The sequence below is a fragment of the Nonomuraea terrae genome, assembly GCF_004348995.1.
GTDB lineage: Bacteria > Actinomycetota > Actinomycetes > Streptosporangiales > Streptosporangiaceae > Nonomuraea > Nonomuraea terrae.
On record NZ_SMKQ01000005.1, the window covers coordinates 21430 to 35514 of the forward strand.

The following is a 14085-nucleotide window of genomic DNA, read 5'->3' on the forward strand; positions in this document are numbered from 1 at the left end:
CATGGCATGCTCGGATGCTAAATGTCAGGATTCGAGCGGAAGTGGCGGTAGATGAGAATCCCCCATGCCCTCCCGTTGTTCGCCGTGGTCGCCTTATTGGCCGCGTGCTCCCCGGCTCCGGAGCGGGAGCCGCAGCTGGCCCCGGTCGACCGGCAGGTGGTGGCAGAGCCGACCGAGGAACCGACGCCGGAGCGGCGGCCGTTCACCATCGCGTTCGGCGGGGACGTGCACTTCGAGGGGATGCTGCGCGGCCGTCTCGCCAACCCGCGCACGGCGCTCGGGCCGATCGCCGGCGTGCTGCGCAAGGCCGACTTGGCGATGGTCAACCTGGAGACGGCCGTCACCACGGGGGGCACTCCCGCGCCGGGCAAGCAGTACACCTTCCGTGCCCCGTCCAGCGCGTTCACCGCGCTGAAGGCGGCCGGGGTGGACGTCGCGTCGATGGCCAACAACCACGGCATGGACTACATGCAGTCGGGGCTCGCCGACTCGCTGGCCGCCGCCAAGAGCGGCAAGTTCCCCGTCGTGGGCATCGGGAAGGACGCGGCGCAGGCGTACCGGCCCTTTCGCAGGACCGTGAACGGCAACCGGGTGGCGATCATCGGAGCCACCCAGGTGATGGACGCCGAGTTCATCCAGTCGTGGACGGCCACCGCCGACCAGGGCGGCCTGGCCTCGGCCAAGGAGGAGGCCGCGCTGCTGAGGGCCGTCAAGAAGGCGCGCAAGGACTCCGACACCGTGATCGTGCACCTGCACTGGGGCACCGAGCTGCAGAAGTGCCCCAACGAGGCGCAGCTCTCGCTCGCCCCCAAGCTGGTGGAGGCGGGGGCGGACGTGGTCGTCGGCGGGCACGCGCACATCCTGCTCGGCTCCGGCTACCTGGACGACGCCTACGTCAACTACGGCATGGGCAACTTCGTCTTCTACAACTCCAACCCCGCCACCACCGGCAGGACCGGAGTCCTGACCCTGACCATCGACGGCCGGAAGATCCTCAAGGACGCCTGGACGCCCGCCACCATCCAGGGGGGCATCCCCGTACCGATGAAGGGCGCCGCCCGGACCCAGGCGGTGGCCGACTGGAAGGCGCTGCGTTCCTGCACGGGGCTGTCCGCGAAACCCTGACAAGGGCGTCGTGCGGTTGGGTGGAGTCCGGCGCCGACCTGCTGCGCCCGGCACTGACAGAGGCGGCCACACGTGAGGCGGCACGGCGCACGTGCAGGTAGATGTCGCCGATATCGAACAGGTGGAGGAATTTCCCCGAAATATCGACGATGAATATGTGCGTGTCGGGCATTATGGTGAACAATGCTCGCGGCGCCGCCATGATCGAACGGCCGGAGGCGGGCAGCCGGCCGCGTTCGTGCCGTCTCGGATGCTCACGCCGGTCTCGATGGCGGTCGTGAGACGCTCGGCGACCGAATCGGCCGGTCAGGGCGCCGAAGGCGGCGTCGGCTGTCCGGCGGGCGCGGGTGTCGGGCGATCGGGTGACGGCGCACATTCTGCGAAACGTGACCGAAATCAGCCTGTTGTATCGGTCGCCCTGGAGGGGAAAATCGATTATGCCCTGTCCAGGATTTCGCCGCCTGCGATGCGCAGGCCGGCCAGGTCGGGGCGTCCTCCGAGAAATCCGTAAATTGGCAGGTAATGATCGCCCAAACAGGAGAAGATAAGTTCGTGTCTTCGCCGCAACCGGATGACGAGTGCGCCGCCCCCCAAGCCCTCAGACGCAAACCCGCGCAGCGCCGCAGCGCCCGACGCGTCGAGCGCATGCTCGACGCCTGCGCCGAACTGCTCGACGAAGCAGGCTACGAAGCCTTGTCGACGACGCGCATCGCCGAACGGGCGGGTGTGGCGATCGGGTCGGTCTACCAGTTCTTTCCTGACAAACGAGCCATCACCCAGGAGCTCACCCGGCGCAATGTCGAGGAGTTCGTCCGCAGAGTCGACCGCCGCTTCCTCGAGGAGGACTACCGCGGCTGGTGGGAGGCGGTCGACGTGATCATCGACATCTACGTCGACATGCACCGTACGGTCTCAGGCTTCAAGAGCCTGCACTTCGGCGACGTCGTCGACCTCAACCTGCTCGACTCCGACTCCGACAACAACACCGTGATAGCGGGACGGCTGCGCGGGCTGTTCCTGAAGGAGTTCGGGCTGGCCGACAGTGCGGCGCTCGACCTGGCCGTGCTGGTGGGGGTCGAGGCCGGCGACGCCGTACTGAAACTGGCCTTCCGCCGCGACCCCGACGGCGATCCCGAGATCATCGACGCGGCCAAACACCTGATCAGAGGCTTCCTGTCACGTCAGCTCAAGTCGTGGTCGCCGCACTAGGCGGTCAGTTGCGGCCGGCCTGCTCGACCTCTTCGAGCCAGGCCGGCATGTCGCGGGCCCAGCGTTTCCTGCTCTCGTCGTCGCCGAGCGCGGTCGCCGGCAGCTCCTGCAATCGCGGCGCGTCGGGCGTGCGCCCGCACGGCGCGAACGAGACCGGACGCGCGCCCCTGGCCTCGCGCACGTCGAGACGGGCCTCGATGGCGCGCAGGTTGCGTTCGGCTGATTCGATGGCCTCGAAACGGGCCGACAGATAGCCGGCCACTCCGGGAACGACGGCCGACATGACGACAGCACAGGCCAGCGTGAAGGTCAGCTGCTTGGACATGCCCATACAGTCCCTCCGCTCGCGTGGCGGCAAAGTGCTTGGTATATGCCCTCTGACCTGCATGGACACGCCCATCCGCGGTGCGATTGGGCAAGACGTTACCTAATTTGTGCGGGACCGGCGATGCGGATTGACCGGGCAAAGACCCGAGTCGCTCGGTAGTCTCGCGGTGTGGCGCATGTGACCCGTGAGCACCTTGATCATCTGCTTGAGCAGGCCCTGCTGGCCGACGACCACAGTTCCCTGGCCAGTCGGCTCTACGACGTCGCGCTCGACTACTCGTCCGGCGACGTCTCCAGGGCGTCCATCCTGGTCCTCGCCGCTGAAGAGTGGCGAGCGGCGGGCCAGCCCGCGCGTGCGATGGAGTGCTTCCAGCGCGCGGTCCAGGACGGCGGCGACGCGGGTTTCGACCCGCGGGCCGGCATCGCCGACACGCTGTTCGAGCTCGACCGGCCTGATGAGGCGAGGGAGGTCATCGAGACCATCCGTGGCGAGGGCGACGTCTCCACGGCGACCGCTCACACGATCGCCGAGACGCTGGTCGCCTACGGCGATCTGCAAGGGGGGCTCGAATGGGCGACCCAGGCCGCCCTGGGGTGTGACGAGGGAGATCCCGAGCAGGTGGCGGTGTTGCGCACGCGCTACCGCATCCGGGTCGACCTCGGGCTGCCCGAGGACGAGCTCGACGCGCTCGTCTCCTGACGGCTGAGCCCTCGCTAGGGCCCGCCGTCACCGGCAGGGCCCTCGTCGTCATGCCCTGATGACCAACTCCGCCAGCTCGCGCGCGGCCAGCGCCGGATGGGCCTCGGGCCGGGTGACGGCGTGCGCGAGCACTCCGTCCACGAGCACGAGCAACTGGTCGGCCCCGCGCTCGGGCGCCGGATGCCCGTGCCGGCGCAGCTCGTCGGCGAACATCTGATGCATCCCGTCCTTGTACGCGCGGACCTCGGCGTGGGCCGGATGATCGGGGTCGGTGAGGGCGAGCTCCGCCGCCGTGTAGCGGCAGCCGTGGAACGAGTCCGCAGTCGTGATCTTGTCCAGCTCGTCGAAGACGGCGCGGATCCGCTCACGTAGATCGTCGCCGGCGTCGTCCATCACCTGACGGTAACGGGCCGCGACGCCGGCGTGCTTCTGCCGCAGCGTCTCGGCGATCAGCCCTTCCTTGCCGCCGAAGTGCTGGTAGAGCGAACGGCGCGCGACGTCGGCGCGCTTGAGTATCGCATCGACCCCCACGTGAACGCCCTGTTCGTACGTGAGGTCGCCGGCGGCTTCGAGGAGCCGTTCGCGAGGTCCGGGTCTGCTCATCACACCATCGATCCTGGCACGCGGTTGACAGTAGATCGCTCATTCTATCTAATAAGCCTCTGCGTATACCAACCGTTCTATCTATCGGAGTCGCCATGCCCCGCGCGGGCACCCTGCCCACCGTGCTGACCGGCGTGTTCCTCACGATCCTGGACTTCTTCATCGTCAACGTCGCCATCCCCGCCATCCAGCGCGACCTGCACGCCGGCCCCGCCGCGATCGAGTGGGTCGTCGCCGGGTACGGCCTGGCCTACGGCTCGGGTCTCGTCCTCGGCGGACGGCTCGGCGACGTCCTCGGCCGGCGCCGCATGTTCGCGGTCGGCCTGGCCCTGTTCACCCTCGCCTCGATCGGCTGCGGCCTGGCTCCCGGCGCCGGCGCGCTGATCGCCGCCCGCGTCGCCCAGGGGGTCGCCGCCGCCGTGCTCGCCCCGCAGGTGCTGGCCATCCTGCGTACCGCCTACAGCGGGGCCGCCCAGGCCAGGGCGCTCAACGCGTACGCCATGACCATGGGGCTGGCCGCCGTCTTCGGCCAGCTCATCGGCGGCCTGCTGATCCAGGCCGACCTGTTCGGGCTCGGCTGGCGGGCGTGCTTCCTGGTCAACGTGCCGATCGGCGTGGCCGCGCTGGCCCTGACCCGCCGCGTGGTCCCGGAGAGCCGTACCGGCGCTCCCGTACGGCTCGACCTGGGTGGTGCCGTCCTCGTCACGCTCGCGCTGGTCGCGATCCTGCTGCCGCTCATCGAAGGGCGCGAGCAGGGCTGGCCGCTGTGGACGTGGTTGTCGCCGGTCGCCGCGGTCGTGCTCTTCGTCGCCTACGGCAGGCGGCGGCACGCCTCGCCGCTGATCGACCTGACGTTGTTCCGCGAGCGGGCCTTCACCGCCGGCCTGCTCACCCAGCTCGCGTTCACCATGGGCATGGCCGCGTACTTCCTGATCTTCGCCCTGTACGTCCAGGACGGGGTCGGGCTGGACGCGTTGCAGGCCGGTCTGATCTTCGCGCCCATAGGCGCGGGGTATCTGGCGGCCTCGCTGCTCGCGCCCCGGTTCGTCGCGTGGTTCGGCCGTCAGACGATCGCCCTGGGCGGGCTGATCAGGGCCGCCGGCCTTGTCGCCATACTCGCCATGGTCGCCTCTGGGGCGGCCGTCGGCTGGCTGGCGCCCGCGCTGGCCGTGGACGGGTTCGGCATGGGGCTGGCGCTCGCCCCGATCATGGGCACCGTGCTGGCCAGGGTCGCCCCGCAGCAGGCCGGCGCCGCGGCCGGGGTGCTCACGACCACCCAGCAGGTCGGCTCGGCGCTCGGCGTCGGGATCGTCGGGATCGTCTTCTACGGCAGCCTGCCGGACGGCGTGAGCCAGGCGTTCCAGCACGGGCTGGTCTACCTCGTCGCCATCGCCATCGCCGTCGCCGGGCTCGTCCAGCTGGTGCCGCGCGCCGCCGGCGCCCGTACTCGTGTCAAGGAGGAGAGCATCGCATGACAGACCTGAACGACCTCGCGCGCCGCTACGCCGCCCTCTGGAACGAACCCGACGCCGAGGCCCGCCGCGCGGCCGTCGCCGGGCTGTTCGCGCCGGACGCCGCCCACTACACGCCCACCCGCGAATTCCACGGCCACGCGGAGCTGGAAGAGCGCGTCGCCGCCGCGTACGAGCAGTGGGTCGCGCCCGGGGTCTACATGTTCCGTGCCGGGCCGGGCGCCGACGGGCACCACCACGCCGTGCGGTTGACGTGGGAGATGATCAGGCGCGACACCGGCGAGGTCGACTCCGTCGGCTACGACGTCCTCCGGCTCGACGAGGACGGGCTGATCCGCAGCGATCACCAGTTCGTCGGGCGCTGAGTCTCCACGCGAAGAGGCCGCGGTCGCCGGTGACCGCGGCCTCTTCGGTTATGGGAAGCCGGGCGCGGCAGGCACGATCCGCGCCCGGACAGGGTGGCTCATCGCGCTCCGAGGCCCGGCGCGATCGCCGTGACGCCGCCCACCAGCATCTGGGTGCCCTCGACGCTCTCCACCGCCTTCGGCAGCAGCACGTCCATCACCTTTTCGCTGATCTCCTGCACGGGCTCGCCGAGGTGCTGCGGCGATTCGAGGTCGGAGCGGGCGATGCCGCTGTCGCGCAGGCCCTCGTCGAACCGCGCCTGCGGCAGGCCGGCCCTCAGCGCCGTCCCCGCCATCTCGGGCACCTGCGGCAGCACCGGCAGCGAGGCGACGCCCGCCGCGGTCGAGAGGTCCTTCAGCGTGCGCGGGTCGGGAGCGAGCGGGAGACCGGCGGGCGAGGCCGAGGTCAGCGCCGGCATGCCCCAGGTGGCCGCCACGCCGCCCAGGTCGGCCGTGCCCAGCACCGGCTTCGCCGCCGCCAGGCCGGTCAGCCCGAGGTCATGGGCCAGCTCGCCGGCCGCCATGGCCAGCCTGGCGCTCTCGCCGGTGACGAACCGGCTGCTGCCCGAGACGGTCTCGCCGAGCCGCGGCGCGGCGTGCCGGTCGCAGGAGGAGGCGATCGCCGTGGATGACAGCAGCGCGGGGTCTGCTTTCGCGCAGGAGTCCGCGGCCGCCGGGCCGGTGGACAAGCAGCCGACCCCTGCGGCCAGAGCGGCGGTCGCGACGATGCTCCGGATCTTCTGCACTGACACTGCACGTCCCTCTGATCGGTTTCGCTGATCTGACGAAACGTGACCGTAGTGACGCGGCTCGGCGGGGGAGCGTCGCTTGTCCGAAGGGTGGAGCGAACCTTATGCGTTCATGGGCCTCGCTCCGCGGCGGCTCCCTCGCCCGGATCAGGCGCGTTGGATGAGGAGTTCGTCGTCGCCCAGGTCGACGTTGACTTTGTCGCCGTCGATGATCTCGCCTGACAGGACCGCCTTGGCCAGCTTGTCGCCGATGGCGGACTGGACCAGGCGGCGCAGCGGGCGGGCGCCGTACATCGGGTCGTAGCCGGTCAGGGCCAGCCAGTCGCGGGCCGCCGGCGTGACCTCCAGCGTCAGCCTGCGGTCGGCCAGACGCCGGGCCAGGCGGTCGACCTGCAGGTCGACGATGCGGGTCAGCTCTTCGGTGCCGAGCGCGTCGAAGACGATCACGTCGTCGAGCCGGTTGAGGAACTCCGGCTTGAACGCGACCCGCACCGCCCCCATCACGGCCTCGCGCTTGGCGTCGTTCTCCAGTTTGGGATCGACCAGGAACTGCGAGCCGAGGTTGGAGGTGAGGATCAGGATCGTGTTGCGGAAGTCGACCGTACGGCCCTGGCCGTCGGTCAGCCGGCCGTCGTCGAGCACCTGCAGCAGGATGTCGAAGACCTCGGGATGGGCCTTCTCCACCTCGTCGAGCAGCACCACGGTGTACGGGCGCCGCCTGACGGCCTCGGTGAGCTGGCCGCCCTCCTCGTAGCCGACGTAGCCGGGAGGCGCGCCGACGAGCCGGGCCACGCTGTGCTTCTCGGAGTACTCGCTCATGTCGATACGGGCCATCGCCCGCTCGTCGTCGAACAGGAACTCCGCCAGCGCCTTGGCCAGCTCGGTCTTGCCCACGCCGGTCGGCCCGAGGAACAGGAACGAGCCCGTCGGCCTGTCGGGGTCGGCGATGCCCGCCCGGCTCCTGCGTACGGCGTCGGAGACCGCCTGGACGGCCTGCCGCTGGCCGATGAGACGCTTGCCCAGCTCCTCCTCCATGCGCAGCAGCTTGGCCGTCTCGGCCTCCAGCAGCCGCCCGGCCGGGATGCCCGTCCAGGACGAGATCACCTCGGCGATGTCGTCGGGGCCGACCTCCTCCTTGACCATGGCGTTCTCCGGCGGCGCGGCCTCGGAGGCGGCCTGGAGCGCCTGCTCCAGCCGCGGCACCTCGGCGTACATCACGCGGGAGGCGGTCTCGAAGTCGCCGTCGCGCTGCGCCCGTTCGGCCGCGCCGCGCGCCTCGTCGAGCTGCTTCTTCAGCTCACCGACCTTGTTGAGGCCGGCCTTCTCCTGCTCCCAGCGGCCGACGAGGGCGTTGAGCTCCTCCTGGCGGTCGGCCAGCTCCTGGCGCAGCCGCTCCAGCCGCTGCACGGAGGCCTCGTCGGTCTCCTTGGACAGGGCCAGCTCCTCCATCTTCAGCCGGTCGACGCCGCGCTGGAGCTGGTCGATCTCCACCGGACGGGAGTCGATCTCCATGCGCAGCCGCGAGGCGGCCTCGTCGACCAGGTCGATGGCCTTGTCGGGCAGGAAACGGCTGGTGATGTAGCGGTCGGACAGCGCGGCGGCGGCCACCAGCGCGCTGTCGGCGATCTGCACCTGGTGGTGGGCCTCGTAGCGGCCCTTGAGCCCGCGCAGGATCGCGATGGTGTCCTCGACGGACGGCTCGCCCACGTAGACCTGCTGGAAGCGCCGCTCCAGCGCCGGGTCCTTCTCGATGCGCTCGCGGTATTCGTCGAGCGTGGTCGCGCCGATCATGCGCAGCTCACCGCGGGCCAGCATCGGCTTGAGCATGTTGCCGGCGTCCATCGCGCCCTCGGCGGCCCCCGCGCCGACGACGGTGTGCAGCTCGTCGATGAACGTCACGACCTGCCCGTTGCTCTCCTTGATCTCGGAGAGCACGGCCTTGAGCCGCTCCTCGAACTCGCCGCGGTATTTCGCGCCGGCCACCATCGCGCCCAGGTCGAGCGCGATCAGCCGCTTGTTGCGCAGCGACTCGGGCACGTCGCCGGCCACGATGCGCTGGGCCAGGCCCTCCACGACGGCGGTCTTGCCGACGCCGGGCTCGCCGATCAGCACCGGGTTGTTCTTGGTGCGCCGGCTGAGCACCTGGATCACCCGGCGGATCTCGGAGTCGCGGCCGATGACCGGGTCGAGCTGGCCGCTGCGGGCCCGCTCGGTCAGGTCGACGCCGTACTTCTCCAGCGCCTGGTAGGTGTCTTCAGGGGTCTCGCTGGTGACGCGGGCGTGGCCGCGTACCTTCTCGAACGCGTCGAGCAGGGCCTGCGGGGTCGCGCCCTGCGACTTCAGCAGCTCGGCCGCCTGGCCGCCGTCGGCGGCCAGGCCCACCAGGAGGTGCTCGGTCGAGACGTAGAGGTCTTCGAGGCGGTTGGCGTGGTGGGCGGCGGTGTTGAGCACCGTCAGCAGCTGGCGCGAGCTCGACGGGGCCCCCACCGTCGCGCCCTGCGCCTTCGGCAGCGCCGCGAGCTGCTCCTCCGCGCGGGTGCGGATCGCGCGCCAGTCGGCGCCGACCGCCTCCAGCAGCGGCACGGCGGTGCCGCCCGTCTGGGTGAGCAGCGTGGTCAAAAGGTGAGCCGGGGAGATCTCCGGGTTGCCCTCGGCGGCGGCGCGCCGCATGGCACCCGAGAGCGCCTCCTGGCTCTTCTGGGTGAGCTTGTAGTCCATGTCCTTAGGCCCCCGGTGGCAGCTCGTAGCGGATCAGCGCCCGGACCATCCGCATCTCGGCGCGCAGGCGGTGGACCTCCTCGCGCAGCCGGAGATTCTCGTTCTCGAGCTCGAGGATCCGCTTGATCCCCGCGAGGTTGATGCCCTCCTCCTGGGAGAGCCGCTGCACCTCGCGGAGCTGGATGATGTCTCTCGTGGAGTAGAGGCGGCCACGCCCCGCCGTGCGCCCGGGACTGACGAGCCCCAGCCGGTCGTACTGCCGCAGGGTCTGCGGGTGGAGGCCCGACAGCTGCGCGGCCACCGAGATCACGTAGACAGGGGTGTCATCTGACAGGTCGAAATAGTTGGCGTCCATCGGCTTACTCGCTTCTGGCTCGCTGAATGAGCTCAGCGCGCGGGTCCTCTCCCGCGGTCGCGGTGTTGAACTCGGTGAGCAGCTCACGTGACTTGTCGTCGAGCGTCTGCGGCACCACTACCTCGACGGTGGCGAGCAGGTCTCCCTTGGTGCCGTCCTTGCGGGTGACTCCCCTGCCGCGTACGCGGAACGTGCGGCCGTTGGGTGTGCCCGGCGGGATGCGCAGCGTGACCGGCAGGCCCTTGAGCACGGGCACCTTGATCTCGGCGCCGAGGGCGGCCTCCGTGAACGTCACCGGCACGGTGATCGTCAGGTTGTCACCCGCCCTGCCGAACACGGCGTGCTGCTTGACGTGCGTCTGGATGTAGAGGTCGCCCGCCGGGCCGCCGTTCTCGCCCGGCGCGCCCTTGCCCTTGAGCTTGACGCGCTGGCCGTCGGCCACGCCCGCCGGGATGCGGGCCTGGATCGTGCGGGTGCTCTTGGCCCGGCCGCTGCCCTCGCACACGGGGCAGGGGTCGTCCACGATCAGCCCGCGGCCCTTGCAGTCGCGGCAGGGCTCGGAGAAGGCGAAGTTGCCCAGGTTGCGGCTGGCCGCGCCGGTGCCCTCACAGGTGGGGCAGACCCTGGGGGTCGTGCCGGCCTTGGCGCCGGTGCCGCTGCACGCGGTGCAGGCGGCCGAGCTGGTCAGCCTGAGCGACACGGTGGTGCCCTCGGCCGCTTCGGTGAACGTCAGCGTGACCTCGGACTCGACGTCCTGGCCGCGCCGCGGGCGGGTGGTGGTGCCGGTACGGGTGGCTCCACCCCGGTTGAACAGCCCGCCGAAAAGATCGCCGAGCCGATCCCCCGTACCGCCGCTCGTGCCCTGCCCGGTGCCGCCGAACAGGTCGCCGAAGTCGAACGGGAAACCGCCACCGCCGGCCCGCTGGCCGCCCACCCCGGAGCCGAACAGCGTGCGCGCCTCGTCGTACTCCTTGCGGCGCTTGCTGTCGGACAGGACGTCGTAGGCCTCGGAGACCTCCTTGAACTTGGCCTCTTTGGTCGCGTCGCCCTGGTTGCTGTCGGGGTGGTACTGGCGCGCCAGCTTGCGGTACGCCTTCTTGATCTCGTCGGCGGTGGCGGTCTTGGGCACACCAAGGACGGCGTAGTAGTCCTTCTCCAGGTAGTCCTTGGTGCTCATCTACGGCCCTTCGTCCTGGTGTCAGTTGTCTTCTTCGTCATTGGACGCGGGAGGGGCGTCCTCGGGCTCGGCGACAGCCACCCGCGCCGGGCGCAGCACCCGCTCGCCCATGCGGTAGCCGGGCTGCAGCACCTCGATCGCGGTCGGCTCGGTCACGTCCGGCGAGTAGCTGTGCATCAGCGCCTCGTGGACCATCGGGTCGAAGGGGTCGCCCTTCTGCCCGAACGGGGTGAGCCCCAGCTTGGCGACGGCCGCCTCCAGCGACTCGGCCACCTTCGCGAAGCCCCCCGTGAGCTCGCCGTGGTCGCGCGCCCTGCCGATGTCGTCGAGCACGGGCAGCAGCTCCATGAGCGTGCCCGCGACCGCCTGCTCCTTGACCGCGACGCGGTCGCGTTCGACGCGCTTGCGGTAATTCACGTATTCGGCCTGCAGGCGCTGCAGGTCGGCGGTGCGCTCGGCGAGCTGCGCCTGCAACTCCTCGCTGCCGGCGGCCGCCTGGGCGGGCGGCGCCTCCGCGGCGGGCGGCTGATCGGCCGCCTCCTCCGCGGGGGCGTGCTCGCGGACCTGGCCCGTCTCCGGGTCGATCTTGCGGTTGTCGCGGATCACCGGCTCCTCGTGCCCGTTTTCACGCGGCGGCATCACTTGTCCTTCGGCTCGTCGTCGACGATCTCGGCCTCGACCACGTCGTCGTCGGCCTTCTGGCCGTCACCGGTCGTGGTGTCCTGCGGGGCGCCCTCGGCGCCGCCGGCCTGCTGGCCCTGGGCGTAGATCGCCGAGCCCATCTTCTGGCTGACCGTCGCGAGCTTCTCGGCCGAGGTGCGGATGACGTCGGTGTCGGTGCCCTCCAGAGCCTTCTTCAGCTCGGCCAGGGCGTCGTTGACCTCGGTCTTGATGTCGGACGGGACCTTGTCGTCGTTCTCGCGGAGGAACTTCTCCGTCTGGTAGGCCAGGCCGTCGGCGTTGTTGCGGACCTCGGCCTCCTCGCGGCGCTTCTTGTCCTCCTCGGCGTACGACTCCGCCTCGCGCATCATGCGCTCGATGTCGTCCTTCGGCAGCGCGGAGCCGCCGGTGATCGTCATCGTCTGCTCCTTGCCCGTGCCCAGGTCCTTGGCGGAGACGTTGACGATGCCGTTGGCGTCGATGTCGAAGGTGACCTCGATCTGCGGGATGCCGCGCGGCGCCGGCGCGATGCCGGTCAGCTCGAAGGTCGCGAGCTTCTTGTTGTACGCGGCGATCTCGCGCTCGCCCTGGAAGACCTGGATCTGCACCGACGGCTGGTTGTCCTCGGCCGTGGTGAAGACCTCGGAGCGCTTGGTCGGGATCGTCGTGTTGCGCTCGATGATCTTGGTGAAGATGCCGCCCTTGGTCTCGATGCCCAGCGACAGCGGGGTCACGTCGAGCAGCAGGACGTCCTTGACCTCACCCTTGAGCACACCGGCCTGCAGGGCGGCGCCGATGGCGACGACCTCGTCGGGGTTGACGCCCTTGTTGGGCTCCTTGCCGCCGGTCAGCTCCTTGACCAGGTCGGTGACGGCGGGCATACGGGTCGAGCCGCCGACGAGCACCACGTGGGCGATGTCGGAGACCTTGATGCCGGCGTCCTTGATGACCTGGTGGAACGGGCCCTTCGTCCGCTCGAGGAGGTCGGCCGTCAGGCGCTGGAACTCCGAGCGGGTGAGCTTCTCGTCGAGGTGCAGCGGGCCCTCGGACGAGGCCGTGATGTAGGGCAGGTTGATGCTGGTCTCGGACTGGCTGGACAGCTCGATCTTGGCCTTCTCGGCCGCCTCGCGCAGACGCTGGAGCGCCATCTTGTCCTTGGCCAGGTCGACGCCGTGGGCGTTCTGGAAGCGCTTGACGAGCTCGTCGACCACGCGCTGGTCCCAGTCGTCGCCGCCGAGGTGGTTGTCACCGGAGGTGGCCTTGACCTCGACGAAGCCGTGGCCGTCCTCCTGGCCGACGTCGAGCAGCGAGACGTCGAAGGTGCCGCCGCCGAGGTCGAAGACCAGGATGGTCTGGTCCTGCTCCTTGTCGAGCCCGTAGGCGAGGGCCGCCGCGGTCGGCTCGTTGATGATGCGGAGCACGTTGAGGCCCGCGATCGTGCCGGCCTCCTTGGTGGCCTGGCGCTGGGCGTCGTTGAAGTAGGCGGGGACGGTGATCACGGCGTCGGTGATCTTCTCGCCCAGGTACGCCTCGGCGTCCTGCTTCAGCTTCTGCAGCACGAAGGCGCTGATCTGCTGCGGCGAGAACTTCTTGCCGTCGATCTCCTGGGACCAGTTGGTGCCCATCTCCCGCTTGACCGAGCGGATCGTCCGGTCGACGTTGGTGACGGCCTGCCGCTTGGCGACCTCACCGACCAGGACTTCACCGTTCTTCGCGAAGGCGACCACGGACGGCGTGGTCCGCGAGCCCTGCGCGTTGGCGATGACGGTGGGCTCACCGCCCTCGAGGATCGAGACGACGGAGTTGGTCGTCCCCAGGTCGATACCTACCGCACGTGCCATGAGTACGTCCTTGTAGTCAAAGTTGAGTCGGTCAGACTCAAGGTATGGATGCGTGTCGTCTTTGTCAAACGACTTGAGCCTATGCGACTCAACCCTCGTGAGCGCAAAAGCATTCCCCGGATTCAGCGCCGCATACCCGGCTCAACGGGGCTCATGTCACAGAAGGTTCCGCTCAAGGAGCGGCGTACAAGGACGTAGCTGGATTTTTCAGGAGGCTTACCGTTTGGCGCCGTCCACGAGCTTGCGCTTGCCGAGGGCCTTGTCCAGGTCGACCGTCGTGGTCTTCTCGACGGCGATCATGATGCAGGACATGTCCTTGGCCTTCGGTGAGGCGCCCTCGTACAGCGTGATCGTGACGTCCTTCGCCGTCTCCTTCACCGAGACGCGGTCCAGCACCGTGCACGGGGCCACGCCCGACCACCACGTGAGGCGGACCTTCCTGCCGTCCGAGACGGGCTCGGCCTTGGTCCAGCGGACCTCGCGGACGTTCACCGCGTCGCCCACCGGCTTGACGGTCTCGGGGCCGTTCGGGGGAGCGGTGGACGGGGCGCTGGTGACCGGGCTCGACACGACCGGCGGCCGCTCAGTCGTCGAAGAGGCGGCGGGCTCGGCCGACGGCCCGCCCTGCGCGCCGCAGCCCGCCGCGAGCACCAGACCGGCAAGGAGAGTCGCTGTCATAGTCCGCATACTCCTACGACGGCTCACGCGCGTCACGGGTTCAGCGGCGCGAGTTAGTGTGGTCCAC

At 69.9% G+C, this 14085-nt stretch carries 13 protein-coding genes and 1 pseudogene; 5 read left to right on the plus strand and 9 right to left on the minus strand.

Annotated elements, in window-relative coordinates:
- Positions 1-51: 51 nt before the first annotated feature.
- On the plus strand, positions 52-1125 hold the full coding sequence (locus E1286_RS03145; RefSeq protein ID WP_132608753.1) for a CapA family protein: 1074 nt from the start codon (positions 52-54) through the stop codon (positions 1123-1125).
- A 645-nt stretch (positions 1126-1770) separates the two neighbouring features.
- On the plus strand, positions 1771-2334 hold the full coding sequence (locus E1286_RS03150) for a TetR/AcrR family transcriptional regulator (RefSeq protein WP_132608858.1): 564 nt from the start codon (positions 1771-1773) through the stop codon (positions 2332-2334).
- A gap of 4 nt (positions 2335-2338) precedes the next feature.
- Here E1286_RS03150 and E1286_RS03155 read toward each other — a convergent pair whose 3' ends face one another.
- The gene (locus tag E1286_RS03155; protein WP_132608754.1) at positions 2339-2659 is read right to left on the minus strand and encodes a hypothetical protein; all 321 of its coding nucleotides are present in this window, start codon (positions 2657-2659) and stop codon (positions 2339-2341) included.
- A gap of 171 nt (positions 2660-2830) precedes the next feature.
- Here E1286_RS03155 and E1286_RS03160 point away from each other — a divergent pair, with 171 nt between their 5' ends.
- Entirely contained in the window at positions 2831-3361 is a 531-nt protein-coding gene (locus E1286_RS03160) for a tetratricopeptide repeat protein (protein ID WP_246074387.1), read from the plus strand.
- Positions 3362-3409: 48 nt separating this feature from the next.
- On the opposite strand, the gene E1286_RS03165 is transcribed toward E1286_RS03160, so the two are convergent.
- Positions 3410-3964, minus strand: coding sequence for a TetR/AcrR family transcriptional regulator (locus E1286_RS03165; RefSeq protein ID WP_165969546.1), 555 nt, complete (start codon positions 3962-3964; stop codon positions 3410-3412).
- A 95-nt stretch (positions 3965-4059) separates the two neighbouring features.
- On the opposite strand from E1286_RS03165, the gene E1286_RS03170 reads away from it, so the two are divergent.
- Together E1286_RS03170 and E1286_RS03175 are read left to right on the plus strand one after the other, a co-directional pair.
- Complete coding sequence (locus tag E1286_RS03170) at positions 4060-5439, plus strand: MFS transporter (RefSeq protein ID WP_132608756.1); 1380 nt, start codon at positions 4060-4062, stop codon at positions 5437-5439.
- The gene (locus E1286_RS03175) at positions 5436-5801 is read left to right on the plus strand and encodes a nuclear transport factor 2 family protein (protein ID WP_132608757.1); all 366 of its coding nucleotides are present in this window, start codon (positions 5436-5438) and stop codon (positions 5799-5801) included. Before E1286_RS03170 ends, E1286_RS03175 begins: the two co-directional genes overlap by 4 nt.
- A 98-nt stretch (positions 5802-5899) precedes the next feature.
- Here the strand turns inward: E1286_RS03175 and E1286_RS03180 are convergent, their stop codons facing one another.
- The 7 genes and pseudogenes from E1286_RS03180 to E1286_RS03210 form a co-directional block, all read right to left on the minus strand.
- Positions 5900-6592 carry a hypothetical protein gene (locus E1286_RS03180; protein ID WP_132608758.1) on the minus strand — a complete coding sequence of 231 codons (693 nt, stop codon included), beginning with the start codon at positions 6590-6592 and terminating at the stop codon, positions 5900-5902.
- Positions 6593-6736: 144 nt separating this feature from the next.
- A complete protein-coding gene (gene clpB / locus E1286_RS03185; protein ID WP_132608759.1) occupies positions 6737-9307 on the minus strand; it encodes an ATP-dependent chaperone ClpB in 2571 nt (856 codons plus the stop codon).
- Between the two features lie 31 nt (positions 9308-9338).
- A pseudogene (locus E1286_RS03190) lies at positions 9339-9662 on the minus strand (heat shock protein transcriptional repressor HspR); the annotation flags it as partial.
- Positions 9663-9666: 4 nt separating this feature from the next.
- Entirely contained in the window at positions 9667-10839 is a 1173-nt protein-coding gene (gene dnaJ, locus E1286_RS03195; protein ID WP_132608761.1) for a molecular chaperone DnaJ, read from the minus strand.
- A gap of 21 nt (positions 10840-10860) precedes the next feature.
- A complete protein-coding gene (grpE, locus tag E1286_RS03200) occupies positions 10861-11478 on the minus strand; it encodes a nucleotide exchange factor GrpE (protein ID WP_132608762.1) in 618 nt (205 codons plus the stop codon).
- On the minus strand, positions 11478-13340 hold the full coding sequence (gene dnaK, locus E1286_RS03205; protein WP_132608763.1) for a molecular chaperone DnaK: 1863 nt from the start codon (positions 13338-13340) through the stop codon (positions 11478-11480). The genes grpE and dnaK overlap by 1 nt, the downstream gene beginning before the upstream one ends.
- A gap of 216 nt (positions 13341-13556) precedes the next feature.
- The gene (locus E1286_RS03210) at positions 13557-14018 is read right to left on the minus strand and encodes a hypothetical protein (protein ID WP_246074389.1); all 462 of its coding nucleotides are present in this window, start codon (positions 14016-14018) and stop codon (positions 13557-13559) included.
- Positions 14019-14085 lie beyond the last annotated feature (67 nt).